The organism is Paenibacillus lutrae (genome assembly GCF_009757775.1).
GTDB classification, from domain to species: Bacteria; Bacillota; Bacilli; order Paenibacillales; family NBRC-103111; genus Paenibacillus_F; species Paenibacillus_F lutrae.
Genome location: NZ_RHLK01000003.1, coordinates 295,936 through 321,312 on the forward strand (window position 1 = coordinate 295,936; position 25,377 = coordinate 321,312).

Annotated in this window: 20 protein-coding genes; all 20 read right to left on the bottom strand. The window is 50.5% G+C overall.

The window, feature by feature from the left end:
* Nucleotides 1-195: 195 nt before the first annotated feature.
* Nucleotides 196-918 (bottom strand): RNA polymerase sporulation sigma factor SigE, encoded by a 723-nt coding sequence (gene sigE, locus EDM21_RS07420; protein WP_068774436.1) that lies wholly within the window; start codon nt 916-918, stop codon nt 196-198.
* Between the two features lie 29 nt (nt 919-947).
* Complete coding sequence (spoIIGA, locus tag EDM21_RS07425) at nt 948-1,871, bottom strand: sigma-E processing peptidase SpoIIGA (protein ID WP_157334313.1); 924 nt, start codon at nt 1,869-1,871, stop codon at nt 948-950.
* A 199-nt stretch (nt 1,872-2,070) separates the two neighbouring features.
* Nucleotides 2,071-3,213, bottom strand: coding sequence for a cell division protein FtsZ (gene ftsZ, locus EDM21_RS07430; protein WP_068774434.1), 1,143 nt, complete (start codon nt 3,211-3,213; stop codon nt 2,071-2,073).
* A gap of 225 nt (nt 3,214-3,438) precedes the next feature.
* Nucleotides 3,439-4,692 (bottom strand): cell division protein FtsA, encoded by a 1,254-nt coding sequence (gene ftsA, locus EDM21_RS07435; RefSeq protein WP_157334315.1) that lies wholly within the window; start codon nt 4,690-4,692, stop codon nt 3,439-3,441.
* 356 nt (nt 4,693-5,048) lie between these two features.
* The gene (locus EDM21_RS07440; RefSeq protein WP_166541885.1) at nt 5,049-5,975 is read right to left on the bottom strand and encodes an FtsQ-type POTRA domain-containing protein; all 927 of its coding nucleotides are present in this window, start codon (nt 5,973-5,975) and stop codon (nt 5,049-5,051) included.
* 84 nt (nt 5,976-6,059) lie between these two features.
* Entirely contained in the window at nt 6,060-7,346 is a 1,287-nt protein-coding gene (gene murA / locus EDM21_RS07445) for a UDP-N-acetylglucosamine 1-carboxyvinyltransferase (protein WP_157334317.1), read from the bottom strand.
* 15 nt (nt 7,347-7,361) lie between these two features.
* Nucleotides 7,362-8,267: a UDP-N-acetylmuramate dehydrogenase gene (gene murB, locus EDM21_RS07450; protein WP_157334319.1), complete on the bottom strand. Its 906-nt coding sequence runs from the start codon at nt 8,265-8,267 to the stop codon at nt 7,362-7,364.
* A gap of 221 nt (nt 8,268-8,488) precedes the next feature.
* Complete coding sequence (gene murG / locus EDM21_RS07455) at nt 8,489-9,607, bottom strand: undecaprenyldiphospho-muramoylpentapeptide beta-N-acetylglucosaminyltransferase (protein WP_157334321.1); 1,119 nt, start codon at nt 9,605-9,607, stop codon at nt 8,489-8,491.
* A 5-nt stretch (nt 9,608-9,612) separates the two neighbouring features.
* Entirely contained in the window at nt 9,613-10,710 is a 1,098-nt protein-coding gene (gene spoVE, locus EDM21_RS07460; RefSeq protein ID WP_157334323.1) for a stage V sporulation protein E, read from the bottom strand.
* A gap of 110 nt (nt 10,711-10,820) precedes the next feature.
* The gene (gene murD / locus EDM21_RS07465; RefSeq protein ID WP_157334325.1) at nt 10,821-12,209 is read right to left on the bottom strand and encodes a UDP-N-acetylmuramoyl-L-alanine--D-glutamate ligase; all 1,389 of its coding nucleotides are present in this window, start codon (nt 12,207-12,209) and stop codon (nt 10,821-10,823) included.
* 2 nt (nt 12,210-12,211) lie between these two features.
* Nucleotides 12,212-13,174 (bottom strand): phospho-N-acetylmuramoyl-pentapeptide-transferase, encoded by a 963-nt coding sequence (mraY, locus tag EDM21_RS07470; RefSeq protein ID WP_166541886.1) that lies wholly within the window; start codon nt 13,172-13,174, stop codon nt 12,212-12,214.
* A 192-nt stretch (nt 13,175-13,366) separates the two neighbouring features.
* Nucleotides 13,367-14,788 carry a UDP-N-acetylmuramoyl-tripeptide--D-alanyl-D-alanine ligase gene (locus tag EDM21_RS07475; protein WP_157334327.1) on the bottom strand — a complete coding sequence of 474 codons (1,422 nt, stop codon included), beginning with the start codon at nt 14,786-14,788 and terminating at the stop codon, nt 13,367-13,369.
* Nucleotides 14,785-16,272, bottom strand: coding sequence for a UDP-N-acetylmuramoyl-L-alanyl-D-glutamate--2,6-diaminopimelate ligase (locus EDM21_RS07480; protein ID WP_157334329.1), 1,488 nt, complete (start codon nt 16,270-16,272; stop codon nt 14,785-14,787). The genes EDM21_RS07475 and EDM21_RS07480 overlap by 4 nt, the downstream gene beginning before the upstream one ends.
* Nucleotides 16,273-16,377: 105 nt before the next feature.
* Nucleotides 16,378-18,330, bottom strand: coding sequence for a stage V sporulation protein D (locus EDM21_RS07485; protein WP_157334331.1), 1,953 nt, complete (start codon nt 18,328-18,330; stop codon nt 16,378-16,380).
* Between the two features lie 93 nt (nt 18,331-18,423).
* A complete protein-coding gene (locus EDM21_RS07490; protein WP_157334333.1) occupies nt 18,424-20,739 on the bottom strand; it encodes a penicillin-binding transpeptidase domain-containing protein in 2,316 nt (771 codons plus the stop codon).
* Nucleotides 20,740-20,775: 36 nt separating this feature from the next.
* Complete coding sequence (gene ftsL, locus EDM21_RS07495) at nt 20,776-21,198, bottom strand: cell division protein FtsL (protein WP_157334335.1); 423 nt, start codon at nt 21,196-21,198, stop codon at nt 20,776-20,778.
* Between the two features lie 14 nt (nt 21,199-21,212).
* Entirely contained in the window at nt 21,213-22,163 is a 951-nt protein-coding gene (rsmH, locus tag EDM21_RS07500) for a 16S rRNA (cytosine(1402)-N(4))-methyltransferase RsmH (RefSeq protein ID WP_157334337.1), read from the bottom strand.
* Nucleotides 22,164-22,207: 44 nt separating this feature from the next.
* The gene (gene mraZ, locus EDM21_RS07505) at nt 22,208-22,645 is read right to left on the bottom strand and encodes a division/cell wall cluster transcriptional repressor MraZ (RefSeq protein ID WP_068774420.1); all 438 of its coding nucleotides are present in this window, start codon (nt 22,643-22,645) and stop codon (nt 22,208-22,210) included.
* 252 nt (nt 22,646-22,897) lie between these two features.
* Complete coding sequence (locus EDM21_RS07510; protein WP_157334339.1) at nt 22,898-23,950, bottom strand: DUF4349 domain-containing protein; 1,053 nt, start codon at nt 23,948-23,950, stop codon at nt 22,898-22,900.
* Nucleotides 23,951-24,108: 158 nt separating this feature from the next.
* On the bottom strand, nt 24,109-25,371 hold the full coding sequence (locus EDM21_RS07515; RefSeq protein WP_157334341.1) for an adenosylhomocysteinase: 1,263 nt from the start codon (nt 25,369-25,371) through the stop codon (nt 24,109-24,111).
* Nucleotides 25,372-25,377 lie beyond the last annotated feature (6 nt).

A 25,377-nucleotide genomic window follows, 5' to 3' on the forward strand; every position in this document is an offset into this window, starting at 1 on the left:
CAACTATCAGGATAGTTATAAAAGTTAGCTTCTTTATTCTCCGTCCCATTTTAATTGTTCACCTCTATATGTGAGTATTTCTATTTTATAAATTAAAGATATTCATGTAAATAATTCCTTTTTTAATGAGAGCCATTTTCTTGCTCTGTTCACATTCATAAAAAAAGCCTACCACAATATGTGATAGGCCCCCGCTTAAACCATTTTATTAAACTCTTTACGAAGACGCTTGATAATGCGCTTTTCCAGACGAGAAATGTAGGACTGGGATATACCAAGCTGATCCGCGACATCCTTCTGCGTCTTCTCTTCCCCGTCCTGAAGGCCAAAGCGAAGCTCCATGATCGTACGTTCGCGCTCCGTCAGCTTATCCAGTGCCTTATGCAGCAGCTTGCGATCTACCTGCTCTTCGATGTTGCGGTAAATCGTATCGTTCTCCGTACCGAGAACATCCGAGAGCAGAAGCTCATTGCCGTCCCAATCAATATTGAGCGGTTCATCAAATGAAACTTCGGAACGGATTTTACTGTTGCGGCGCAAGTACATCAGAATTTCGTTCTCAATACAGCGTGATGCGTAGGTGGCTAATTTGATTTTCTTCTCCGGATCGAACGTGTTCACTGCTTTTATGAGACCGATGGCTCCAATGGAGACAAGGTCCTCAATATTGATCCCCGTGTTCTCAAACTTACGAGCTATATAAACAACCAGCCGGAGGTTGCGTTCGATCAGCATGGCGCGGATAGCGGCATCGCCGGACGGCAGTTTTCCGAGCAGATATTCTTCTTCTTCCCTTGTCAAAGGCGGAGGCAGCGCTTCGCTTCCTCCTATGTAATAAATTTCTTCCCCTTTTAGACCTAATAAGATAAGAAACCGGTAGTAAAAAATAAGCATCTGCAATTTCCATTTGACCCGCATAACAGCTTCCTCCCACTCATAACCTTTCTTTAACTGGCATCCACCAGCTTCGGATGAATAATGGCATGATACGCCCCGTCCCCGGACAATTGACCGCCGTCCAGTCCAATCAGTACTTTCGTAGCTTCTACTTGGCCGCTGCTTTGAGTGATGATTACTTTATCCGGCTTAATCGCCAGCATAAATTGAGTACTGCGGTTCACTCCCCGATACGGTATCAGTCTTAAACGGTCCTGCCACACAAATTCTCCTTCTGTGCCCATTGCCGTGATGATCTGTTCTACTTCAGCCGCGCGAATCCGTTTCAGCCATGAATCCGGGAGCTGCTCCGATAACCTGGAGGCTTCCATTACCATAACCGGCGTACGGGTCAGCGGATCATACAACTGGTTGCCCGTATCAATCAAGCCTGTACACTGAAACACTACCCCTTCGATGACAACGGTGACTTCAGCTAAATGAGCGGTCAGCTCCTCCTTTCGTTTGACGCCTGCAAAAATCAGCCGGTACAGCACCAAGGTGCCTCCGCCAAGCAGAATTACGGTCCAAGTTTCAATCCTCAGGGTAAAATGGGTTGCACCTGTCTGACTGAATAAAATTCCATTCATGATATCTCCAGAAGTTTGGAACACATAGTTTAAACCGAATATACCGCCGGCTCCTGCAAAATTGACCAAGTAAAAAGTGCCTAGAGTACGTAGAAATTGCTGTAAACTGCCAAAGCCGAAAGCGATCCAGATCATACAAAGGGAGACGAGAAGCTTGATGACAAACGTAAACAAAAAGGACAAGGGCGGTACAAACATCATGACTACGTAAGAGGCGCCCAGCGCTGCAGATATAACCATTCTCCATGGATTAAAGGAGAGTCTGCGCGTCCTGGCGGTTACGAGTAAAATAGCCGCATCAATCACGACGTTCAACAGGAAAATCAGATCCGCGTAAACGACCAATTTTCCTCACCCCCGAGCGGATGAAACTAGTATATTAAACTGCACCTTCAAAGTCTGTCTAAACTTGCGGGAGTCGGCCAACTATTTTTGTCGCATGTTGGGGGAAAAGAAAAAAGCCGTCATAACCGAGGAATTTCGGTTATAACGGCTTTTGCCCGGAGATTATGATGCCTCCGAATAAAAGAAGTCCATAATGGAGTTATTTGTCGAGGTTATTGCGTCCACGGTTCCGAAGGAACGTAGGTACTTCCAAATCCCCAGGCTGTCCACCAAACGGCCGCAAGTTGTTGACACGCTGCTGCTCGGTCTGCTGCTGGGTTTGCTGAGTCTCGGGCTGTGTCATATGCTGTGTGCCCGGACGGCGATTCTGTGGCTGCGGCGGCTGCGGATTATGCTCAAAGCCGGTCGCGATCACAGTAACCATGATTTCTTCTTTGAGGTTCTCGTTAATTACCGCACCGAAGATCATGTTTACCTCAATATCAGAAGCAGAAGCGACAATGTCTGCAGCTTCATTCACTTCGTACAGACTGAGGTTGTTGCCGCCTGTAATATTCATCAGTACGCCCCGTGCGCCTTCAATTGAAGTTTCAAGCAAAGGACTCATAATCGCTTTCTTGGCAGCTTCTGCGGCGCGATTCTCGCCTGTAGCTACACCGATGCCCATAAGAGCAGAACCACGTTCCGTCATAATCGTCTTCACGTCAGCGAAGTCAAGGTTAATGAGTCCCGGTACCGCAATGAGGTCCGAGATCCCTTGCACACCTTGACGAAGCACGTTATCCGCTTGGCGGAATGCTTCCAGCATTGGTGTTTTCTTATCGACGATCTCAAGAAGGCGGTCATTCGGAATGACAATAAGAGTGTCTACTTTTTCTCTCAGAGCAGCAATCCCCTGCTCTGCGTGTGAAGCACGCTTGCGTCCTTCAAAAGTAAACGGCCGTGTTACGACACCTACCGTAAGCGCGCCGCACTCTTTGGCAATCTCAGCAATTACAGGTGCTGCGCCAGTACCTGTACCGCCGCCCATCCCTGCGGTCACAAACACCATATCTGCGCCCTTAAGAGTGTTCATGATAATATCGCGTGATTCTTCTGCCGCTTTCTTGCCTACCTCAGGATTGGCACCCGCGCCTAATCCACGGGTCAATTTATCACCGATTTGGAGCTTATGCTCCGATTTGGCCAGATGAAGGGCTTGGGCATCCGTATTCACCGTAATGAATTCGACTCCCTGCACTCCATTTTCAATCATCCGGTTAACTGCATTACTACCGCCGCCGCCTACACCGATGACTTTTATCTGGGCCAGTTGTTCTATATCCAGATCAAATTCAAACATAGCAGTCAATGTCCCCCTAACTTAACTTTCCGTGAGCTTACTGCTCAAAATGGGTAACGCACCTATTAGGCACGGCATTCTTAAGAGCTGCACACACTTCGAGTCATTCTGTTGGATGTATAATGGTGTGCTTGTCCCGCCGCCGCTCAACACTCATCGGCCTATGGCAGGACACTTGTATCCATAACCGGTAAAGTAGCCTAAGAAACAGCTGATCTTGTCCCGTTAAATAAATTCTTTGAGAAAATTTTTGACTTTGTCAAACCAGCCAGGGCTTGATTCAGTCTGGGGTGTTTTGACAGCAGCTGGTTTAGCTGCCTGCTTCTTCGGCGTTGCACTGACCGGGCGGTTTCGCATAAACTTACATACAAATTGGATGATTCCAACTCCGCTTGTATACGCAGGATCGCGTACCCCGATAAAATCAGGCACTGCGATACGAACAGTTGCAGCTAATTCTTCCTGGGCGATAATGAGCGTCCCGGGTAATGATACGGTACCTCCCGTGAGGACGTAACCGCCAGCCGGATCTCCATATCCAAGGCGATGTGTCTCCGTGCGGATAAGGTGGAAGATCTCTTGGACGCGAGGCTCAATAATATTAGCCAAGTCAATCTGTGAGAATTCTTTGTCCACCTGACTGCCGATCCGGTTCACCTTAAACACCTGGTCCGCAACGGAATCCTGTATCGTTGCACATCCATATTTCAATTTGATCTTCTCCGCAATATCCATTTGCGTGCGAAGTCCGATTGAAATATCGTTGGTTATGAAGTCACCGCCGATAGGCAGTGTAGACGTTGCCACAAGATTGCCCTGATCAAACACCGCGATCGTGGTCGAGCCTGCTCCGATATCCACGAGCACAGTTCCAATCGATTTCTCATCCTTCGATAACGCCAGCTGACCGGATGCCAGTGACATCAGAATCAACCCCGCTACTTTCAGGCCTGACTTTTCTACAACACGGAGCAGATTATGTATGCCCATCTTAGCGCCAGTGATGATGGTGGATTGTACTTCCAGTCTTACTCCGATCATGCCCCTGGGCTCATGTATGCCTTCTTGTCCGTCTACCAGATATTGATTAGGTACAATTCCGATAATTTCGCGCTCAGGAGGCAGCGCTATTACTTTCGCTGCTTGAATAACCCGTTCGATGTCTTCTTCGCCGATTTCGCGATCTTCATTGGAGACGGCTACGACACCGTGACTGTCCTGAAGCGCGATATGGTTCCCCGTAATCCCGACGTAAACATCGGTAATTTGTATGCCAACCATTCTTTCAGCATGATCGATCGCAGAGCGAATCGATTGTACAGTCTGGTCGATATCCACGATGGCACCCTTGCGAACGCCTTCCGAATCGGCGGATCCTACTCCTATTATATTAATGGTTCCGTTAACGACTTCCCCAATAATAGCACGAACCTTGGATGTACCGATGTCTAAACTAACAATGATGTCATTGTTGCTCAAGCCCTTGGCACCTCCTGTGAATGATATCAGGGCATTGCCCGTCATCTACATTTATTCAACGTGACGGCTTGTTTCCCTCTTTTTAATACATTTTTTTTAAGAAGTCTCATAGTCTATAATTTCTACTTATGAACCGTAAAATTAGAATACCATAAAATCAATTCTAACACTAATTTAATAGGCTGGATAGTAATATTTTCCTGAGAAATGCCTGAGGATACGATTAGAAAACAGCCCGGTTCAGATGCCGTTTGCGCTAACTTCCACCTTCATTATCGGCAGAATATCACCAGTCTGTTAGAGACATTTTGCGGAGCCCGTAACAGGATCAGTTAACCGGATTACAACCTTCTGAATCACTCTGTTTTACGCTCATCCGGCGGAGGGGAGCTTTTGCCTGTAGAAGCTCCTGTACTTGTTCCTGTACTTGTTCCTGTACTTGTTTTACCGGGGGTGGCCTCTGTCTGCTTGTCTCCGGAATTTGAAGATTTGGGAGCTTTGACTTTTGCATCCTTGTCGCCGGTTCCTGAACCACTGCCCGGCAGGTGATCATCTGTTTCCAGCAATACCAGCACACCTGACGTTACTTTGCTTTCCTGCATGCTGGTGATATATGCGGACAAATTCTTGATTTTATCCGGCAGATAGCCGACCGTTGTAATCACTTCGAACTTGGAACGGGTATATATCTTGATTTTATCTCCATAGGCTTCGGAAGGGTCCGGACGAATCTCTGAGACATCCGACAGATAACCAGCCGGAATAGCAGACAGAGCCAGGCAAAGCGCCTTCCTATTCGGGTCTTTATCCGACCAGCCCGTCAGAATAGGTTTGTCGACAGGTATATCTTCATCGGGAACTGCAACCGCAGAACCATCGGCAAGGACCGCTTGCCTGGACCCGTCCGCTCCAATTTGAAAAGCAACCCGGGGGTACTCATGGACAACGACCCGCAACTCGCCCGGAAAATGCTTGGTCACTTCGGCGGTCTGGACCATATGCAGAGCAGCTACTTTCTGGCGCACATTCTCCGTATTGACCGCAAAAAAATGATCGCCTGCCTGAACAGCGGCAGCTTGTCCTATCTCCGCCGAAGTCAGCATTTCGTTCCCTTCTATGCGGATCTCACTGATCCGGCTGAGTGACGAACGAAAGAAAAGCACGGCTAGTATAGTGATGAAGAACAGGAACAGCAACATGAGCAGTTTGCGGTTCGTCCGTGTCCTTCTTGGCTTAGGGTTCGGCAGAACCGGGACTTTATTATCTTCTGGCAAGCCACGCACCCCCTGCTCGTTTCCTGTACATGTGTGAAAGTCTGAAAACCTCGTATCCCCTCCTGTAAGCAGGAAGGGACTAGAGGCACTGCGTTATTCACTGGTAATTGGCGTTTCATCCAGAATTGGTGCCTGACGGCGAATACGCGCACCAAGACATGTCAGCATCTCCTCGATACGGTCATATCCCCGGTCTACATGATGAATCTGTTCCACGACCGTAGTCCCGTGAGCAGCCAGCCCCGCAATAACAAGGGCTGCGCCCGCCCGAAGATCCGTCGCTTCAACGGTTGCCCCGTACAATCTTGGAACTCCTTTTATGAAAGCGGCGTTGTAATCAACATGGATGTCCGCTCCCATCCGGGTCAGCTCATCTACATGCTTGAATCTGCTCTCAAAAATGGTTTCCTTCATTATACTGACGCCGTCGGCTAAGGAAAGAAGTACCATAACCTGCGATTGCAGATCCGTCGGAAAAGACGGGTGCGGCGCGGTTACGATACGCTCCACGGCTCTGGGCCTTATCGGAGCGTGCACATTTATTATATCATCGTGAACTGTAATTTGAACACCTGCACGGCGCAGCACATGAATAGCGGAGTTCAGGTGGGCCGGGCATACGCCTTCCAGCGTCACACTTCCCCTTGTGGCTGCTGCGGCTACCATGAAAGTACCGGCTACAATACGGTCCGGAATAATTCGGTAACTGCAGGCGGCAAGGGACTGAATGCCCCGGATCGTAATCGTGTCTGTTCCGGCGCCGATAATATCGGCTCCCATCTCATTCAGGAAGTTCTGCAAATCCTGGATTTCCGGTTCTCTGGCTGCGTTGGAGATGGTTGTGATACCGTCGGCTACTACGGCGGCCATCATCACATTCTCGGTAGCGCCGACACTCGGAAAATCAAGTGTAATGTCCGCCCCTCTTAAACGATCTGCTGTGCAAATGATGGTATTACCCTTCTCCTCAATCAACACACCCAGAGCCTCCAGGCCTTTCAGGTGCAGATCGATTTTACGTTCCCCGATCGCACAGCCACCGGGTTGATACACCTGAACACTGCCGAATCTTGTGAGCAAAGGGCCCATCAGGAAAATCGACGAGCGCATCTGCTTCATCAGCTCTTCCGGAACGTGGGAACTGTTCAAACGAGTCGTATCCAGCACAACTGTATCGCCGTTGTGTTCGGCGCTGCACCCGAGAGAACGCAGAATACCCAGCATTACTTCAATGTCGAGCAGTTTCGGGACATTGCGCAGCGTATGGGTTCCGGCTGCCATGATGCTTGCCGCCAGAATAGGCAGCGCCGCATTTTTAGCGCCCTGGATCCGGACGGCTCCCGAGAGGGGTTTTCCACCTTCGATTACCAACTTCTCCAATGTCTCACCTCCGAATTACCTCTCACCCACCACCAGTACTTCGGGTTGCAGCTCCACGCCGAATTTCTCCAGCACGGTGCGCTGAGCCAGTGCAATGAGGGCAAGAACATCCTCGGCCGACGCTTCGCCGGTGTTCACAATGAAATTCGCATGCAGCGGAGAAATGACGGCTTCGCCTATCATCGTTCCCTTGAGGCCGGCCTCTTCTATCAGCTTGGCGGCATGGTTGCCTTCCGGATTACGGAATACACTTCCTGCGCAAGCAAGCTGAAGGGGCTGCGTTCTCAAACGGCGGGCTTTGTGTGCAGCGAGCGCGCTCGCAATTTGCTTGCGGTCGCCGTACTGCAGTTCGAATACCGCTTCGGTCACAATGCCGGGCAGCGTATGCAGGACCGAATGCCGGTATGCATACTGCAAGTCGCTATTGCGCATGGTTATCAATTCCCCTGTGTCCAGCAGCACTTCAGCCTGTTTAAGAATGCGTGACACATCAGACCCATGAGCCCCCGCGTTCATGTAAACGGCGCCTCCCACTGACCCCGGAATGCCTCCGGCGAATTCAAGCCCGGTCAATCCTTCCTTGCCGGCCATGACGGTTAGTTTGATAAACGAATAAGCTCCTCCTACATACGCCGTTTCCCCTTCAAAACGCAGGTTCTCAAAATCCCGGCTTAATTTAATGACGGCTCCACGGATTCCTTTGTCTCCAATAAGCAGGTTCGATCCCCGCCCTATTATGGTCCATGGCGTCTCATGCTGCCTCAGAAGCCTGACGGTCGCCGCCAGCTTCTGTTTATCTTCCGGGATGATGAGCAAATCGGCAGGACCGCCGATTTTCCAGGTCGTATACGGAGCCAGCTTTTCGTTCGTCAGGATTTCACCCACCTGGGCCGCTTGCAAGTCTGATATTAACTGGTGCATGGGAAAACCTCCTTCACAGAACTTTAAGGGAGATGAAGCTTTGCCGGGCTTCTGAATATACAGATGCGCCGGGTCCGGGCCCGGCATGAATAATGCAATAACGGGTCCGGTACGGCTTCGCCTTAGGTTTCTGCCACGGTTATAGTGTAGTTTATGTAGAAGTCGATAGAGTGTGACAATCGCCTATACGGTTTGCCAAAACCGCATAGACGTGAAGTTCTTTAGGATTTGCGTACGATCCTGTTCAGCTCCTGAACCACCAGAGAAGCCGAATCACGCTGGCCCATACGGGCGGATTGCTTTGCCATGTGCTCCCAGCGCAGCGGATCGGTTATGATTTTATGGATTTGATCAAAAAGCGCGGAGCCGCTTAAATCCTTCTCCAGCAGCATGACAGAACCGCCTTCGTCCGCAAGGGAGCGGGCATTATGCTCCTGGTGATTGTCTGTCACATTCGGTGACGGAATAAGAATCGAAGGAATGCCTAAGGCGGTAATTTCGGCCATCAGGGATGCGCCGGCACGGTTTACGATCAGTTTGGAAGCTGCCAGAACTTCCGGCATATTATGAATATACGGGAGCACCTGAAGATTATCCGGCAGGGCTCCGGCAGTTTCCACGATACGGGCAGAGGTCGAATCGTAATAAGACTGGCCTGTCCCGAATACAAAATGAGTACCGGGGAGTGCCTTGACCAGCGGAGCGAGTTCGATCATCGCTTCGTTAATCGCTTTGGCGCCCCGGCTGCCGCCGACGACAATGACAAGCTGAGCATCCTGAGGCAGCCCCAGAGATGCCAGGCCTTTGGCTTTGTCCGCTTTGACCATAGATGTGGCACGTGGATTCCCGGTGTACACAACTCGCCGGGCTTGGGGGAATTTCCCCTCTGTACCCCGGAAGCTTACAGCTACTGTATCCACGTAGCGGCTCAGAAAGCGGTTCGTAAGGCCCGGAAGAGCATTCTGTTCATGGATGAGTGTCGGAATGCCGAGCCGGGCCGCAGCGAACAGCACAGGGCCGCAGACGTAGCCTCCCGTACCCACGACGGCATCGGGGCGGTATTGTTTCAAGATACCTTTGGCACGCTGGACACCGCGCAAAAAGCGCATAACTGTCTTCACGTTATCCAGAGAAGCGAGTTTACGGCGAAACCCTGTAATTTCAACGGCTTCAAAAGGCATGTTCAGCCCGGAACGCGCAACGATATCGCGCTCCAAGCCGGAACTTGTACCTATATATAAAAATTCAGAACGGGGTTGATCGGAAAGACATTGTTCACCAATGGCCAGAGCCGGGTATACATGCCCTCCCGTACCTCCCCCGCTAAATACGATTCGCATGCGTTTCACCTCGAGTAGCGGGATATATTGAGCAGAACGCCAATGGACGTCAGCATAAGCGTGAGGGAAGATCCCCCGGCACTTATAAGCGGCAGGGTAATCCCGGTAATCGGGAACATCCCTATAACAACGCCGATGTTAATAATGACCTGGACCGCTATCATGCCTACAATGCCTACAGCCACCAGGCTGCCGAACGTATCAGGCGCGGTTATAGCCGTACGCATTCCTCTCCACACCAGTACGGTGAACAGCAGCAGGACCGCAGAACCTCCTATAAAACCGAGTTCTTCCGCTATAATAGAGAAAATAAAGTCCGTCTGCGGCTCCGGCAGATAGCTGTATTTCTGCCTGCTCATCCCCAGGCCGAGTCCGACAAGGCCTCCCGGCCCTATGGCGTACAGCGATTGAATCGCCTGGTAACCGGCACCCTGCGGGTCCGACCAGGGATCCATAAAAGCGGTTATCCGCTGCAGCCGGTAAGGAGCCGCAATAATCAGCCCCACGAAGCCGGCAAGCCCTGCCAGTCCCAGATACGACAGATGCAGAATCCTCGCTCCGGCCGTATAAATGACAAGCAGAGAAGCACCTACAAGAACGGCTCCTGTACCCAGGTCGGGCTGAAGCATAATAAGCCCGAATGCGAGTCCCACTAATCCGAGCGGGGGAAGCAGACCTTTGGTGAAAGACGTGATCTGAGACTGTCTGTCGGACAGAAGTTTCGCCAGGAAAATAATCATGCCGATTTTCATGAACTCGGAGGGCTGAATACCGAAAGACCCGATTCCGAGCCAGCTTCTCGCCCCGCCACGAACAACTCCGACACCCGGAATCAATACGATGAGCAGCAGGCCGAAACAGAGCAGCAGGCCGATTTTGGCGTACTTTTTCCAGATAAGATAATCGGTATTCATTGTAAAAAACATGGCGGTAATGCCGAGCACGGCGAACAAGAGCTGTCTTTTCAGATAATAGAACCAGTCCCCGTATTCGCGAAAAGCCATGACACCGCTGGCGCTGTAAACCATAATAACGCCGATCGTTAAAATAAGTAAGGTAGAAACAAGAATCCATACATCCGGAGCGGACCGTGCCTTAGCCATAGGAACACCTCTTACGAATAAGAATGTCGGGTGTCTAAAGCCAGAGCTTCCAGATGACTGACCATACCGCTTCCTAAGACGCGGACGAAGAAGGCTTGACTACCCGTTCCTTAAAGATTATGCACGGACTCCTTAAACATGCGTCCCCGTTCTTCATAAGAAGGAAACATGTCCCAGCTGGCACAGGCCGGAGAAAGAAGAACAATGTCCTCTTCCCCTGCCAGCCTGACGGCCGCCTGGACGGCTTCGCGTATCGCTTCCGCACTGTTAGCAGTATCGACCGTTTCTACAGCGCTCAACCCCGCTTCACGGGCGACACGGTTTATTTTCTCCCTTGTCTCGCCGAGCGTAACAATCGCCTTCACATGTGATTTCAGGAGAGGCAGCAGCTCCGAATAATCCGACCCCCGGTCGAGCCCCCCCGCAATAAGAATAATCTTCTTATCGAAAGCCTCAACTGATTTCGTTGTAGCTGCAGGATTGGTGGCCTTGGAGTCATTATAGAAGGAGACGCCGCCATGCCTGGATACAAATTCCAGGCGATGCTCCACACCGCGAAACTCTCTCAGAACTTTGGCGATCGCCTCTGCCGACGCGCCCGCGCATAAAGCAATCGCCGATGCAGCCAATGCATTCTCGATATTGTGACTGCCCCGAATACCCAGCTCTTTGGCAGGCAAGATCGGCTGGACGTTTCCGTCCTTATCCCGATAGGTTAGAACCCCGTCTTTTGACAGATAGACACCGTGATCCAGCACTTTCTGCCTGGAGAACAGCATTACCTGCGCCTGGCTTGTATGAACAAGACTCTGGCAGACAGGATGATCGGCATTAAGAATGGCCTTATCTTCCTGCGTCTGATTGGCAAACAGCTTGGCTTTCGAAGCCGTGTAATCTTCCATCGAACCATGGTAGTCCAGATGAGTCTCATAGACATTGAGCAGAGCAGCAATGGCCGGTCTGAATTCATGTGTACCCTTGAGCTGAAAACTGCTCAGTTCGACGACCATCCAGTGATCCGGCGAAGCCTCTGCCGCTGCCTCGATCAAAGCCCGCCCGATATTGCCCGCTACAATGGGCTGAAGCTTGTCTTCTTCCAACATGAGGCCAACCAGCGTGGTCGTCGTTGTTTTGCCGTTGCTTCCCGTAATTCCGATGATCGGCGCTTTACAAATCCGGTAAGCAACCTCCACTTCCGTAACCACTTCGACTCCCTGTTCCACAGCTTGGACTAGGGGAGGTGCCGTGTACGGGATGCCTGGGTTTTTGACCACCAGCACAGTGTCCCCGCTGATCAAGTCAGGCGGATGCCCCCCGCAAACAACAGAAATTCCCAAGGCCTCCAGTTCGTCAGCCTCAGGACTCGTTTCACGCGATTTGCGGTCATTCACTATGACTTGTGCCCCTATCTCATGAAAAAATTTGGCCGCTGCGACCCCGCTGCGCGCCAGGCCGAGTACGACCACTTTCTTTCCCCGGTACTTGCTCGGATGCTTCATTGCTATAACACCTCATTCATATAAAGTCCCACTGCCGCCAAAACAAGACCTGTCGCCCAAAATGTTGTCACAACCCGCCATTCCGACCATCCCACAAGCTCAAAGTGATGGTGGATCGGACTCATGCGGAAGACACGTTTGCCTGTTGTTTTAAAAGATATAACTTGAATGACGACCGATAAAATTTCAATCAGGAACACACCGCCAATAATGGCTAGTAACAGTTCGGCTTTGGTTAGAATCGCAACCGCAACCAGGCCGCCTCCGATTCCCAGGGAACCGGTATCCCCCATAAACACTTTGGCGGGATGCGCGTTAAATACAAGAAAGCCAAGTACCGCTCCAACCATAGCTGCAGAAAAAATCGCGGCTTCCGGCTGGGTATTGTTCATCGCAATAATGGTAAATGCGCCGAAAGCAATTGCGCTTGTGCCGGCAAGCAGACCGTCAAGCCCGTCTGTAAAGTTCACAGCATTCGAAGCGCCCAGCATAAGAATGGTCATCAAAGGGAAGTAAAGCCACCCGGTATCGAACGAAACATCAAATCCGGGAACAAAAAGTTCCGTACTGTGTCCGGATGTAACCAGAAGCACACAGACAATAGCCGAAACGACCAGCTGTCCGATCAGCTTCTGCTTAGCGTTGAGACCTAACGACCGTTTAAATGCGATTTTAATATAATCATCCAGAAAACCGACAAGCCCATATCCCAGGGAAGCGATCAGCAAAATCCACAGCTCGGTGTTACTGTCCGAGAAGCGAAGAGCCGCAATAGCCAGCGCAATCAGAATAATAATCCCGCCCATTGTGGGTGTTCCTTGCTTTTTTTGATGGCTTTGCGGCCCCTCCGTGCGGATTTGCTGTCCGAATTTCAGTCTTCTGAGAAGAGGAATGAACAGCGGGCCCGAGATGAGAGCGAGCAGAAAAGCTACTCCCATCGTGAATAAGATCACTTTTAACTCCACGATTTCTATCCTCCTACAAAGCTCCCCTGCGGGAAAGCTGCTATCAAGCGTTTATCGAACTAGAACGGCTGGCCACATATCAGCCGCTCTGCAGTGCATGATCTCCGATGAGATTAATCTTACGTTTCTTTAACGCCGGCTGACGTTCATTTGTTGCTTAGCTTACCGCCCAATATTTATTAGGGTCCGCTGCTACTCAGCCACCAGAGCGTCTGCGACTTCTTCGAGCCTCATCCCTCGAGATGCCTTGACCAGAACGAGGTCTCCTGGCTTCACTCGAGCCGCGAGTTCCGCCGTCAAAGCCGCTTTGTCCTCAAACCAGCGCGAGCGTTCGCAGCCGAATTGCAAGGCTGCCGACTCTGCGATAAAGCGGCCTAGCGGGCCGTAGGCATATACGCCGGCAAGCGAATCGGGTGAGAGCAAGGCCCCGATCTGACGGTGATATTCCTGCTCCTGCTCGCCCAGCTCCAGCATATCCCCGAGTACAACGTACTTGTTCGGGTAGCCTTCAAGCTGTTCGACCAGACGGATTGCCGCTCTCATCGAGCTCGGAGAAGCATTGTACGCATCGTTCAGCACCGTAACCTTAGAAGGCGATATTTGCTTCTCAATGCGCATTCCCGTCATCTCGAGACCGGCAAGCCCGCGCCTGATATCTTCCTCGGACACGCCAAGCGTACGCCCTACCAGGATTGCCGCAAGCGCATTATCAACGTTATGCTCGCCCAGGAGCGGAATGTAATAGCTCTCGCCATCCGAATCCGCTTCCGGGCTCTGAGGCGTGCTGACCGTAAAATGAGTCCCCTCCTCATCCATACGGATGCTAACCGGAAAGAGGTCATTCGTCTGACTGCGTCCAAATCGAAGCTGAGTCATACGGCCCGGCTGCTTCATCTCCGGAAGCACCAGCGGGATAAGGGGCTCATCCCCGTGATAAATAAATGTGCCCCCGTCAGCCAGACCGCTAAGAATTTCAGTCTTAGCCCTCGCAATTTCTTCTCTTGAGCCAAGCTGCAGCAGGTGGGCATCTCCGATCATGGTCACGACAGCCACATCGGGATCGGCAATTTCGGAGAGCAGCTCAATCTCTCCACGGCCGCTCATTCCCATCTCAACGACCGCTACCTGCGTGTTTTCCTCCAGCTGCAGCAGCGTCAGAGGCAAGCCGATATGGTTGTTCAGATTCCCTTTGGTCTTATGGACGCTAAAGGCGGTTCCCAGTACAGAGCCAATCATATCCTTTGTTGTTGTTTTACCATTGCTGCCTGTAATTCCGACGATCCGGAGGGGCAGGGACTGCCGGTACCCGCGGGCGAGTTGCTGCAGCCCCTGCAAAGTATCTTCGACCAGCAGCAGCGGCATTCCTTCCGGTCGCTCCGGACGGTTCCTCTGCCATAGCATGGCGGAAGCTCCCTGCGCGGCTGCCTCGGCGGCAAATGCATGGCCGTCAAAGCGTTCCCCGACGAGAGGAACGAACAAACTTCCGGCCGTTATCGTTCTTGTGTCCGTGGATACAGAATCAATGAAGACCCTATCCCCGTCTGCAGAGGAAGCCGGAAGGACCAGTTCTGCGCCGGACATCCGAGCGATCTCATTCAAAGTAAGTCGTTTCATCTCTTCAGGCTCCTTAATGCGGCACGCGCAACAAGACGATCATCAAAGTCATGCTTGACTCCTCCGATGTCCTGGTAGGTTTCATGTCCTTTTCCCGCTATCAATACTACATCGTCAGGGCCTGCCTCTTCAATAGCCTTTTGAATCGCTTCGCGCCGCTCGGTTACAAGCCGATACTGTTCCCTCGAAAGTCCGGCTTCCTCAATTCCCGGTACGATATCATGCAGAATCGCTTCCGGCTCTTCTGTCCTCGGATTATCCGAAGTCACATACAAGTCATTACTCAGGGCAGCAGCAACCCGGCCCATCAGAGGACGCTTAGTCCGGTCCCGGTCACCGCCGCAGCCGAACACACATCTGATCCGGCCCGCCGCAAATTCACGTATGGATTCCAGCGCATTGCTCAGACCGTCCGGCGTATGCGCGTAGTCAACCAATACCAGAAAATCCTGGCCTTCGTCCACCACTTCCATCCGCCCGTCGACTCCCGGCATGCTTGCCAGGCTATCACGCACTTGAGCCAGTGTAAGTCCTTCCGCTAAGCATACCGAAACCGCAGCAAGAGCATTATACACATTAAACAGGCCGACAAGGTTCATCCGCATCGGCATTGTGCCTGCAAATGATTCCACCTCGAATTCGGTACCTTTGGCGGTAATTTTCACATGACTGGCCTTAACGGCGCATTCCTGCTTGACTCCATATGTAATCACTTCAGCGGCGGTTAATTGGGCCAGACGCTCAGAAGCCGGATCATCCGCGTTCAGAATAGCATACTGCTTATACTCAGGCAGGGGCGAGAATTCGTTGCCGAGCCGAGAGAACAAGAGTCCCTTAGCCGCTTCATATTTATCCATCGTCTCATGATAATCAAGATGATCCTGAGATAAATTTGTAAAAACTCCAGAACGGAACCGGATTCCTTTGACCCGTCCTAAATCCAGCGCATGCGACGAAACTTCCATAATACAATAATCCGTACCCTCATCTGCCATACGGCGGAATGTATCTTGCAGAGCGGAAGCCTCCATCGTGGTTCTTTCCATCGGAATAATCTGAGATCCTACTCTAGCGGAAATCGTCCCCATCAACCCTGTCCGGTACCCCTGATCGCGTAAAATATGCTCAACCAGATAACTTGTCGTTGTCTTGCCGTTCGTTCCGGTTATCCCGATTACTTTCATATTCCGGCTCGGATATTGATACACGTGTGCGGAAAATACAGCCATTGCATGTCTTGAATCACGTACGATAATCTGCGGGATATCAAGATCAAGTCTTCGTTCCGTGACCAGAGCTGCCGCTCCTTTCCCGATCGCGACAGAAGCGTAATCATGTCCGTCGGATACGAATCCCAGTACACACACGAATAAATCTCCCCTGCGCACTTGACGCGAATCGGTTGCGATGCCGGTAATTTCGGTTGTTTCATCCCCTACGAGCTTGCAAATCAAAAGCTGAGAAGCCAGTTCTTTCAGCTGCATGTTCTATCGCCCCCCACCATTTGCACGAAAAAATTAATTTTGATTGCGGTATTTGATTACTACCAGTATGGACAAAAGTCTGACAAGAAAGAAGCGCCGAAACAATCAGCGCCCCTCTTTTTTGTCCGTAGCGCCTTGCGGCGGATTAGATAAGTATACACGAATTGTTGAACCCCGGTCTACTCTAGTACCGGGCTTCGGGGCCTGGCTAATTACGGTATTGCCTTCACCTGATTTCGCCAGAAGAAAATCGGAATTAAGGTCTTCGTAAATATCCTGTACCGTCGCGCCGACCAAATTAGGCACTTCTATAACAGGTGTTTCCCCCAGCTTGTATTTCTTGCTGAGCTGATTCTTATCCGGCTCCACCTTCATATAGCGAAGCGCATCCTGCATGATGTTCTTGACCAGCGGAGCCGCGATCAGTCCGCCGAACTGGATGCCTTGGGGATCATCCACAGCCGCATAAACGACGACACGCGGATTATCCGCCGGTGCAAATCCGACAAAAGACACGATATGTTCGTTTGGAGAATAACGGCCGTTCACGACCTTCTGGGCCGTTCCCGTTTTGCCGCCTACCCGGTACCCGTCAATAAAGGCATTGCCCCCGGTTCCTTTGGCGACAACGCTTTCCAGCGCCTCCCGAACCTGCCTGGATGTATCTTCCGAAATTACCGTGTCTACCAGTTCCGGTTTAACCGTCTCAATGACACGGCCTGTTTCCGGGTCTATCCAGGACTTAGCGACATGGGGCTTGAATAACTTACCCCCGTTAATGGCTGCCGAAACAGCCGTAATTTGCTGAATCGGAGTTACGGATACACCCTGGCCGAAGGCCGTCGTGGCAAGCTCGACAGGGCCGACCTGAGACGGTTTAAACATGATCCCGTTCTCTTCCCCGCCAAGATCAATTCCCGTTTTGCGGCCGAATCCGAATCGCTTGATATAATCAAACAGCATGTCTTTACCGAGCCTTTGACCAAGCACGACAAAACCCGGGTTGCAAGAGTTTTCTACGACCTGGAGGAAAGTTTCACTGCCGTGTCCGCCCCGCTTCCAGCAGCGGAGCCTGGCCCCTCCAACTTCAATTGCGCCGGGATCATGGAAACGTTCATTTTTGAGATCCACTTTCTTCTCTTGAAGAGCCGCCGCCAGCGTAATAATTTTAAAGGTGGATCCGGGCTCGTAAGTCATCCAGATCGGAAGATTACGATTATACGTCTCCACCGGGTATTCGCTGAAATTGCCCGGATCGTAAGACGGGCGGCTCCCCATCGCCAGTATTTCCCCATTGCTTGGATCCATCATAATGGCGATTGCATGCTTAGGCTGGTATTTGACCATCGCCTGATCCAGCTCACGCTCCAGAACAGATTGCAAATGCTGGTCAATGGTCAGCTGCAGGTTCAGCCCATCCTTCGGTCCCGTATACTGTTCGGAGGAACCCGGCATTTTACGGTTAGCCGCATCTGCCAAATAGGAGATATTTCCTTTCAATCCCGTCAGCAACTTGTCATATTTGCTCTCCACACCAGTCAATCCCTGGTTGTAGGTTCCTGTAAAACCAAGAATATGAGCGGCTAGATTCCCCATCGGATAATACCGGCGGTTGTCGCCTGCAACCACGATTCCGGGCAGATTAAGCGCCTTGACCTCCTGTGCTTTTTCCAGGGTAAGCTTGCGTCCGGCGGGTTTGATTTCATTGATCCGGGCACGCTTGGAAATTTGTTTAAAAATGGTTTCTTCCGGCGCCTGCAAAACTTCCGCAAGTTTAGCGGCGGTTGCCTTAGGATCTTGAAGCTGCACAGGGATTGCCATAATCGACGGCGTGCTGATATTGTACGCCAGTTTCTCTCCGTTGCGGTCCCAAATCTCACCGCGGTTCGCCGCGAAAGGAATTTCCCGCCGCCAGGAGTCTTCCGCTTTGGCCGATAAACCCGGTCCCAGCCAAAGCTGTACATATCCCAAACGGATAATCAGAGCGACGAATAAGACCGTTCCTAAAATCAATGCGGCGAACAAACGCCGCCGCACTGTAAAGCTCGATACTCGCATGGATAACGCTCCCCTTCCAGACAAGTCATGACTATTCTTTTCATGACTATTCGGAATAAGAGAGGGTTAGAACAAGCTTCTCCTTATATTCAGTTATTCCGGGGCCTCATACTTCTCCTTGGGCGGGGTTACAACCTCGCCGCCCGGCGGAGCGAGCTGGACCGTCAGGACCCGCTGATCTCCTTCACCCTGAAGCGTCTGGGTCACTACATATCCCTCGCCGCTGCTTGCCGTGCGGATTCCCAGAAGAGAGCACAGCTCCATCACTTCACGCAGAGATTTGCCCTTCAAATCCGGAATGTCTAATTCATCAGCCGGCTGGACAGCGAGATACAGTTTCTGATAAGGTCCGATCTCGGTACCCGGCTTAGGGAACTGCGTGATAACCTTGGTCCCCTGCCCGAGAATCTCAACTTCCAATCCGGCACGGCCAGCCGCCTCTTTAGCTTGAGCGGTTGTCAGACCTTCCAGTTCCGGTGCCTTCAATGCATTGTTCTGCACGGGGGCTGCCGTTGTTTGCGTCTTACTCGACGGAACTCCCAAATACCGGAGAGAGTTCAGCATGATCTCTCTGAATGCGGGTGCCGCGACATAGTGTCCGCGTGTATAAACACCGCCCAGCTGAGGCTCGTCCGCGATAATGATCAAGACTATCCGGGGATCTTCAACTGGCGCGTAACCGGCAAATGAGATGACCCATTTATCTTTGGAATACCCTTTTTGACCCGGAATGACCTTATTTGCTGTACCGGTTTTGCCCGCTATGCGATACCCTTCTATATAAGCATCTTTGCCTGTACCATCCACTTGATCACTTACTACCTGCTCTAAATATTCGCCTACTTTATTTGCAGTCGCCTCGCTGACAGGCTGTCCCACAACTTTTGGTTTAGTCTGCTGAACGACTTCATTGGTTGCAGGATCTATAATTTCTTTAACTACATAAGGCTGCATCAGCTTGCCGCCATTGGCTACGGCTCCATAGGCCGCTGCCTGCTGAATCGCAGTCGCCGTCAGAGCTTGCCCGTAGGTAGCGGCCGCATAATCGACCTCATAAGGAAGCTTGGTTTTACCGGCTACCTCCCCATATAAGTCGATCCCGGTTTTTTTACCAAAACCGAATTTATCAATATACTGAGCCAATTTCTCCGCACCGAGCATTTTATAACCCAGGTTAACAAAGGCTACGTTACTGGACTTTTTCAACCCTTTTAAATATTGAATATTCCCCCATCCGATTCTGTTATGGTCGTAGACAGGCTTCCTTCCTTCTACCTGCACAGAGCCGGATTTGAACCAAGCTCCGGGATCAAAAACTCCTTCCTCGATGGCAGCGGCCAGTGTTACAAGCTTGAAGGTCGATCCCGGCTCATACTGGGACTGAATATTGTGATTCGTCTGCCCCTGCTCGGCTGCCTTCCAGAATTCATTAGGGTTGTAATTCGGAAAGCTGGTCATGCCCAAGATCTCCATCGTCTTGGGATCGGCAGCAATCGCCATCAGACTCTTCGGCTTCCATTCGTCCATAACCTTGGAGAGAGCACTTTCCATGTAATATTGGATTTTACTGTCAATGGTCAACTTAACATCTTTCCCGTTAACCGGCGGGACTAGTACCGTTTTACTTTGCACGAGTTCGACGCCTTTACTGTCGCTCTTATAGCTGATTGATCCCGGAGTCCCTTTGAGATACTCATCCATCTGGGCTTCAATGCCGACGCTGGCCTTGCCTTCCCGGTTGGTATAACCGATAATTTGCGCAGCCAGATTATTTCCCGGATAAAAACGCTTTTTGCCCGTTTTAATGTTGATTCCTACGTCCGCTTTCTGGCCGTATTTCTTCTCTTTAGCATATACCTCGGCCTGAAGCTTCTTAATAAGCGCGTTGACTTGATCCGCTTTGGCCTTATCGATGTTCTTGCCTTCGTTATTCACCTCAACGTTCTTAAGATAGGGATCAACCGGCTTTTTATCTTTCTTATCTTCCTTCCCTTTGTCCGCTGAAGCGCCGGCATCCGTCTGATTCTCTGCTGACGGGACAACGGTTCTTTTCTTGGTGGCGAGACCCCGTATCTTCTCTTTCAGCTCCGAACTATCCTGCCCATCCTTCAAGATCTCCGTCAACCCTTCTGTGACGCCATCTAGAATATCCAGTTGATTAATGAGCGACGGATTAACAGAGATGGAATAGGCAGGCACCTCTTCTGCCAGCACTCTGCTCTCTCGATCCACGATCTTACCGCGCTGCGCGGGCACTTCCTTATCGGTTTCCCAAATTTGCTGAACTTCGGAAAGAAGCTTATTGGCTTTAACCCCTTGAATCCAAAACACTCTACCTACAAAGATAATAAAAAGAAGGGTAAAAACCCCTCCGATTAGTAGTGAGCGCATTTTAATTTTCTTCACCATCTGCAAACACCTCACGTTCGAACTTGCTCTTTGTACCTAGCGACCGGTTGCAACAGAGTTGTCCTTGCCTCCTGCAGTCTGGCCAGTACCGGGAACCACTTGTCTAACCTGTGCATCGTCAGCAGGCTTCAGCCCTTTTTGCTTGGCAAGCGCTTCAAGTCTCTCGGGATCTTTCAGCTTCTCGATTTCCTGCTTGCTGGCATCATTATCGGCTTGGACCTTTGCAATTTCGGTCTTCGTTTCCTTGATTGAACTGTTCAACTGATATATTGATGTATACCTTCCAACGATCCCGCTCGCAATCAATACGCAAATCAGGACAAGCATCAAATACAGTAGTTTCTCGCCAACAGGCAGCTGCTTATTCTTAACGATAACTTTCTTAGTTTCGCGCACGGTTACGCGCTGAGTACTGCTAGTCGATTTCTCGGCTAAATTTCCTTGGATGTATCTTGACATATGTCCCCTCCTGATTACAGCTTTTCTGCGATACGTAGCTTGGCTGATCTAGCTCTGGAATTGTGTTCGAGTTCAGCAGAACCTGCTGTAATCGGCTTGCGGTTGATAAGCTTAACCACACCGGTACTTTCGCATACACATAACGGAAAATCCGGCGGACATGTACATCGGCCCACATAGCTTGAAAAAATTTGTTTACATATACGATCCTCCAGAGAATGGAAGGTGATGACAGAAATCCTCCCGCCTGGGGCAAGACAACGGATGGATTGATGCAAAGCGTCTTCGAACGCGCCCAATTCATCGTTAACGGCAATCCGCAGCGCCTGGAAACTTCTTTTGGCAGGATGACCGCCCGTACGTCTGGCAGCGGCAGGAATTCCTTCCTTAATCAGCTCAACCAGTTCGCTGGTCGTCGTAATGGGAGCGCTCGCCCGGGCTTTGATAATGGCCGCGGCAATACGCCTCGAGAACTTCTCTTCACCATAAACATATAGAATACGGGCAATTTCAGCTTCAGGCCATTCATTGACAATGATTTTGGCCGTAAGCTCCGTACTGCGGTCCATTCTCATATCAAGTTCAGCTTCCTGATGATAACTGAAACCGCGCTCAGCCTCATCAAGCTGAGGAGAAGACACGCCCAGATCAAAGAGAATCCCGTCTACTTGAGGCACACCGTCTTGTAGAATCCTCGCTTCTTCTTGCAGAACTTCTTCGATTTTACGAAAATTGGTTTTGACAATGCGGACTCGGTCCCGGTAGGGCGCAAGTATGTATTCAGCGTTCGCTAAAGCCGCGTCATCCTGATCCAAGGCGATCAGCAGGCCCTCCGGCCCCAGTTTCGAGGCGATCACAGAGCTGTGCCCTGCACCGCCTAGCGTACAATCAACATATACGCCGTCAGGATGTATGTGTAAGCCTTCAACCGCTTCTTCTTTTAGCACCGTAACATGATGAAACAAAGAAAAATCCCTCCCTAAGTAACTCGCTAAGCTTCGTCGTGATGTTATAAGTCAAAATCGAAATCAACCAGTTTCTCGGCAATTTCGTTAAAAGACTGTTCGGACTGTTCAAAATAGTTTTCCCAAACGTTCTTGCTCCAAATCTCAACTCGATTGGAAACACCAAGAACAATGCAGTCTTTTTCGAGTTTGGCATGCTCAACCAGATTGTTCGGAATATTGACTCTTCCCTGCTTGTCCAGCTCGCTTTCAGTAGCACCGGAGAAGAAGAAGCGCGTGAATGCACGTGCATCGGCTTTCATAAGCGGCAGCGCTTTAAGCTTCTTTTCCAGAACAGCCCACTCTGTCTTAGGGTAAACAAACAAACATTGATCAAGACCGCGTGTGACGACGAAGGAGCTGCCGAGGGCTTCGCGAAATTTAACCGGCACGATCAGCCGGCCTTTTTCGTCAATGTTATGCTGGTATTCTCCCATAAACATTGACCCTCACCCCTTCTGTCCCACTTTACACCACTTTTCACCACTTTGTATGTTTACTTCTTCATTTACACTCAAAATCCTTCTATTAAGCAAAAATCCTTGAAATTTAATTTTTCTCATCTTTGTGGATAAGCGGAGTCAAAACATAGAAAAAGCCCGATGCTGTGGGCATCAGGCTTTTCGGAACTTGTATGATCCACAAGTCACAATTATGACAGCTTCCAATCCAAACATTCTCCACAGTTCAAGATCTTATTCCGGTTTCTTCTCTTCCTCAGAGGTTTCTTTCACTAGAAAATGGGGATCACGACCCGCCTGCCGCACTTCCTTACGGGATGCCTCCGCTTTCCTTCTGCGGTGTCTAAGGTAGAACCACACCGGAATGAATACCATTAAAGAAGCTGCGGCAATAGGCAGCAGGGCGGCTACCATGATAAGAATTCCTCTTAGAACCGATAGCAGCACTTCGATACTTTTGTTAACCGTTGCTGCAAGCTGTTGACCAAAAGGACTCCTGCCATCTGATACAAAGGCGCCGCCAATCGGTTGGTACATCCGTAGTTCTATGGTGGACAATTCCACATTCTGATCCAGAAACCGCATTCGTCCCTTAATCCTCTCTATTTCCTCCTGGACTTTCCCGAGTTCCGTCGAGAAGGCAAGCAGTTCATCCGTCTTGGTTGCCTTCTCCATAAAAGAAAGAAGTCTGGTTTCCACTACTTCTTTGGCTTTAAGTCTGGCAGCCAGATCCACGTATTCCTCTGTGACATCTTGACTCGTAACATTCCGCTGCTTGGCCGGATTCATTTTTTCCATCGCATCCAGTAAGGAATTAAATTCGCCTGAAGCAACTTTAATGGTAAAATTCCCTCCGATCTCGGAGGAACTCGTATTCTCGGTGAATTCTAACAAGTAGGCGCCGCTAGCGGCCACTAAGTTACGAAGTTCGGTCTGTGCCTGGGCATAGTTCTTTACTTCCATCGTCAAATTAGCTTTATAAATCAGCTTACGGTTTAAGCTATCTGCCGGTGCAGTCGCTGAAGGAACAGCAGCAGAATCAGGTTCTGCTAATTGAGAATCGGGTTCCTTATTAAACTCGCTTCCTTCTCTTTTGGAATCATTCTTAGCCTTGCTTAGTTCTGAAGTCACGGCAGCTTTATATGCGGCTGCATTTCCTGAGTCCGGAGCGCTGGAACCAGAGCCACATCCGGCAAGTAGAATCACGAGCATCAACAATACGGCTAAAGAACTCCCAAATCGTTTCCTTTTCTTTGGATTAGTTTGATTTTTCTCTGTAATTGACATATTAAGCCCCCTCGAACTTCCATTATTTTCTACATCAACTACCAGACGCCGTTCCGGCTCCATAAGTTGCGGGAGTTTGAGGAGTAGATTACCGCAAAAAAATAACGCTTCCCGCAGCCCCAAAGGAACTGCGAAAAGCGTTATGGAAATAAATTCGATTAATGCTCCTGCCAGCTGTCCAAATAAGCTTTCTGCTCATCAGACAGACGATCGATGGCAATCCCGAGTGATTCCAGCTTATAACGCGCTACCTGCTCGTCAAGCTCGTAAGGAACATTAACGACAGCTTTGCCGATTTGCTCATAGCGGTCGTTCACATATTTGAGGGACATGGCTTGCAGAGCAAAAGTCATATCCATAATCTCGGCCGGATGTCCGTCACCTGCGGCCAGATTAACCAGACGGCCTTCAGCCAGCAGATAAATTTTGCGGCCGTCTTTCAATTGATATTCCTCAATGTTCCGGCGTACCGTGCGCACGGAAACAGATTGAGCTTCGAGTTCAGGCTTGTTCACCTCTACGTCGAAATGTCCGGCATTAGACAGAATCGCCCCATCTTTCATCACTTCGTAGTGTTCGCCGCGGATAATATCGCGATTTCCAGTTACAGTAACAAAATAATCCCCGATTTTGGCCGCTTCCGACATCGAAAGCACGGTGAACCCGTCCATATAAGCTTCAACCGCTTTGATCGCGTCAATCTCGGTCACAACGACTTGGGCACCTAAACCTTTGGCACGCATAGCAACCCCTTTACCGCACCAGCCATAACCGGCCACGACGACTGTTTTACCGGCAACGACAAGGTTCGTAGTCCGGTTAATTCCGTCAAAGACCGACTGGCCCGTGCCATAACGGTTGTCAAACAAATATTTGCAGTTCGCATCGTTGACAGCTACCATCGGAAATTCCAGACGGCCTTCTTTCTCCAGCGATTTTAGGCGCAGAATACCTGTTGTTGTCTCTTCCGCTCCGCCACGGACACCCTCCAGCAAATCACGGCGTTCCGAATGAAGAATGGTAACCAGATCACCGCCATCGTCGATAATCAGATCCGGTCTGGTTTCAAGTGTCTTGATCATCAGCTCTTTGTATTCCTTCGGGTCCGGATTGTACTTGGCAAAGACCGTGATGCCGTCTTCAACAAGCGCGGCACACACATCATCCTGAGTAGAAAGCGGGTTACTGCCCGTAATGGTTACCTCAGCCCCGCCTGCCTGAACGACTTTGGCCAGATAAGCAGTCTTTGCCTCCAAATGAAGGGAAATGGCTACTTTAAGCCCACGAAACGGCTGCTCCTTCTCGAATTGTTCCCGGATACGATTCAGAACCGGCATGTGCGCTTGAACCCAATCAATTTTCAAGTGTCCTTCCGGTGCGAGGCTTTTATCAGTTACGATGCTGTTGTCTGCTGCAGTCATTACACT

Bases quoted from the DNA above. Each gene is read 5' to 3' on its own strand.
- ftsZ (WP_068774434.1), bottom strand. From the start codon at position 3,213: ATGTTTGAATTTGATCTGGATATAGAACAACTGGCCCAGATAAAAGTC.
- ftsL (WP_157334335.1), bottom strand. From the start codon at position 21,198: ATGTCAAGATACATCCAAGGAAATTTAGCCGAGAAATCGACTAGCAGT.
- EDM21_RS07475 (WP_157334327.1), bottom strand. From the start codon at position 14,788: ATGAAACGACTTACTTTGAATGAGATCGCTCGGATGTCCGGCGCAGAA.
- EDM21_RS07485 (WP_157334331.1), bottom strand. From the start codon at position 18,330: ATGCGAGTATCGAGCTTTACAGTGCGGCGGCGTTTGTTCGCCGCATTG.
- murG (WP_157334321.1), bottom strand. From the start codon at position 9,607: ATGCGAATCGTATTTAGCGGGGGAGGTACGGGAGGGCATGTATACCCG.
- sigE (WP_068774436.1), bottom strand. From the start codon at position 918: ATGCGGGTCAAATGGAAATTGCAGATGCTTATTTTTTACTACCGGTTT.
- EDM21_RS07510 (WP_157334339.1), bottom strand. From the start codon at position 23,950: ATGTCAATTACAGAGAAAAATCAAACTAATCCAAAGAAAAGGAAACGA.
- EDM21_RS07515 (WP_157334341.1), bottom strand. From the start codon at position 25,371: ATGACTGCAGCAGACAACAGCATCGTAACTGATAAAAGCCTCGCACCG.
- EDM21_RS07490 (WP_157334333.1), bottom strand. From the start codon at position 20,739: ATGGTGAAGAAAATTAAAATGCGCTCACTACTAATCGGAGGGGTTTTT.
- mraZ (WP_068774420.1), bottom strand. From the start codon at position 22,645: ATGTTTATGGGAGAATACCAGCATAACATTGACGAAAAAGGCCGGCTG.
- EDM21_RS07480 (WP_157334329.1), bottom strand. From the start codon at position 16,272: ATGCAGCTGAAAGAACTGGCTTCTCAGCTTTTGATTTGCAAGCTCGTA.
- spoVE (WP_157334323.1), bottom strand. From the start codon at position 10,710: ATGGCTAAGGCACGGTCCGCTCCGGATGTATGGATTCTTGTTTCTACC.
- murD (WP_157334325.1), bottom strand. From the start codon at position 12,209: ATGAAGCATCCGAGCAAGTACCGGGGAAAGAAAGTGGTCGTACTCGGC.
- murB (WP_157334319.1), bottom strand. From the start codon at position 8,267: ATGCACCAGTTAATATCAGACTTGCAAGCGGCCCAGGTGGGTGAAATC.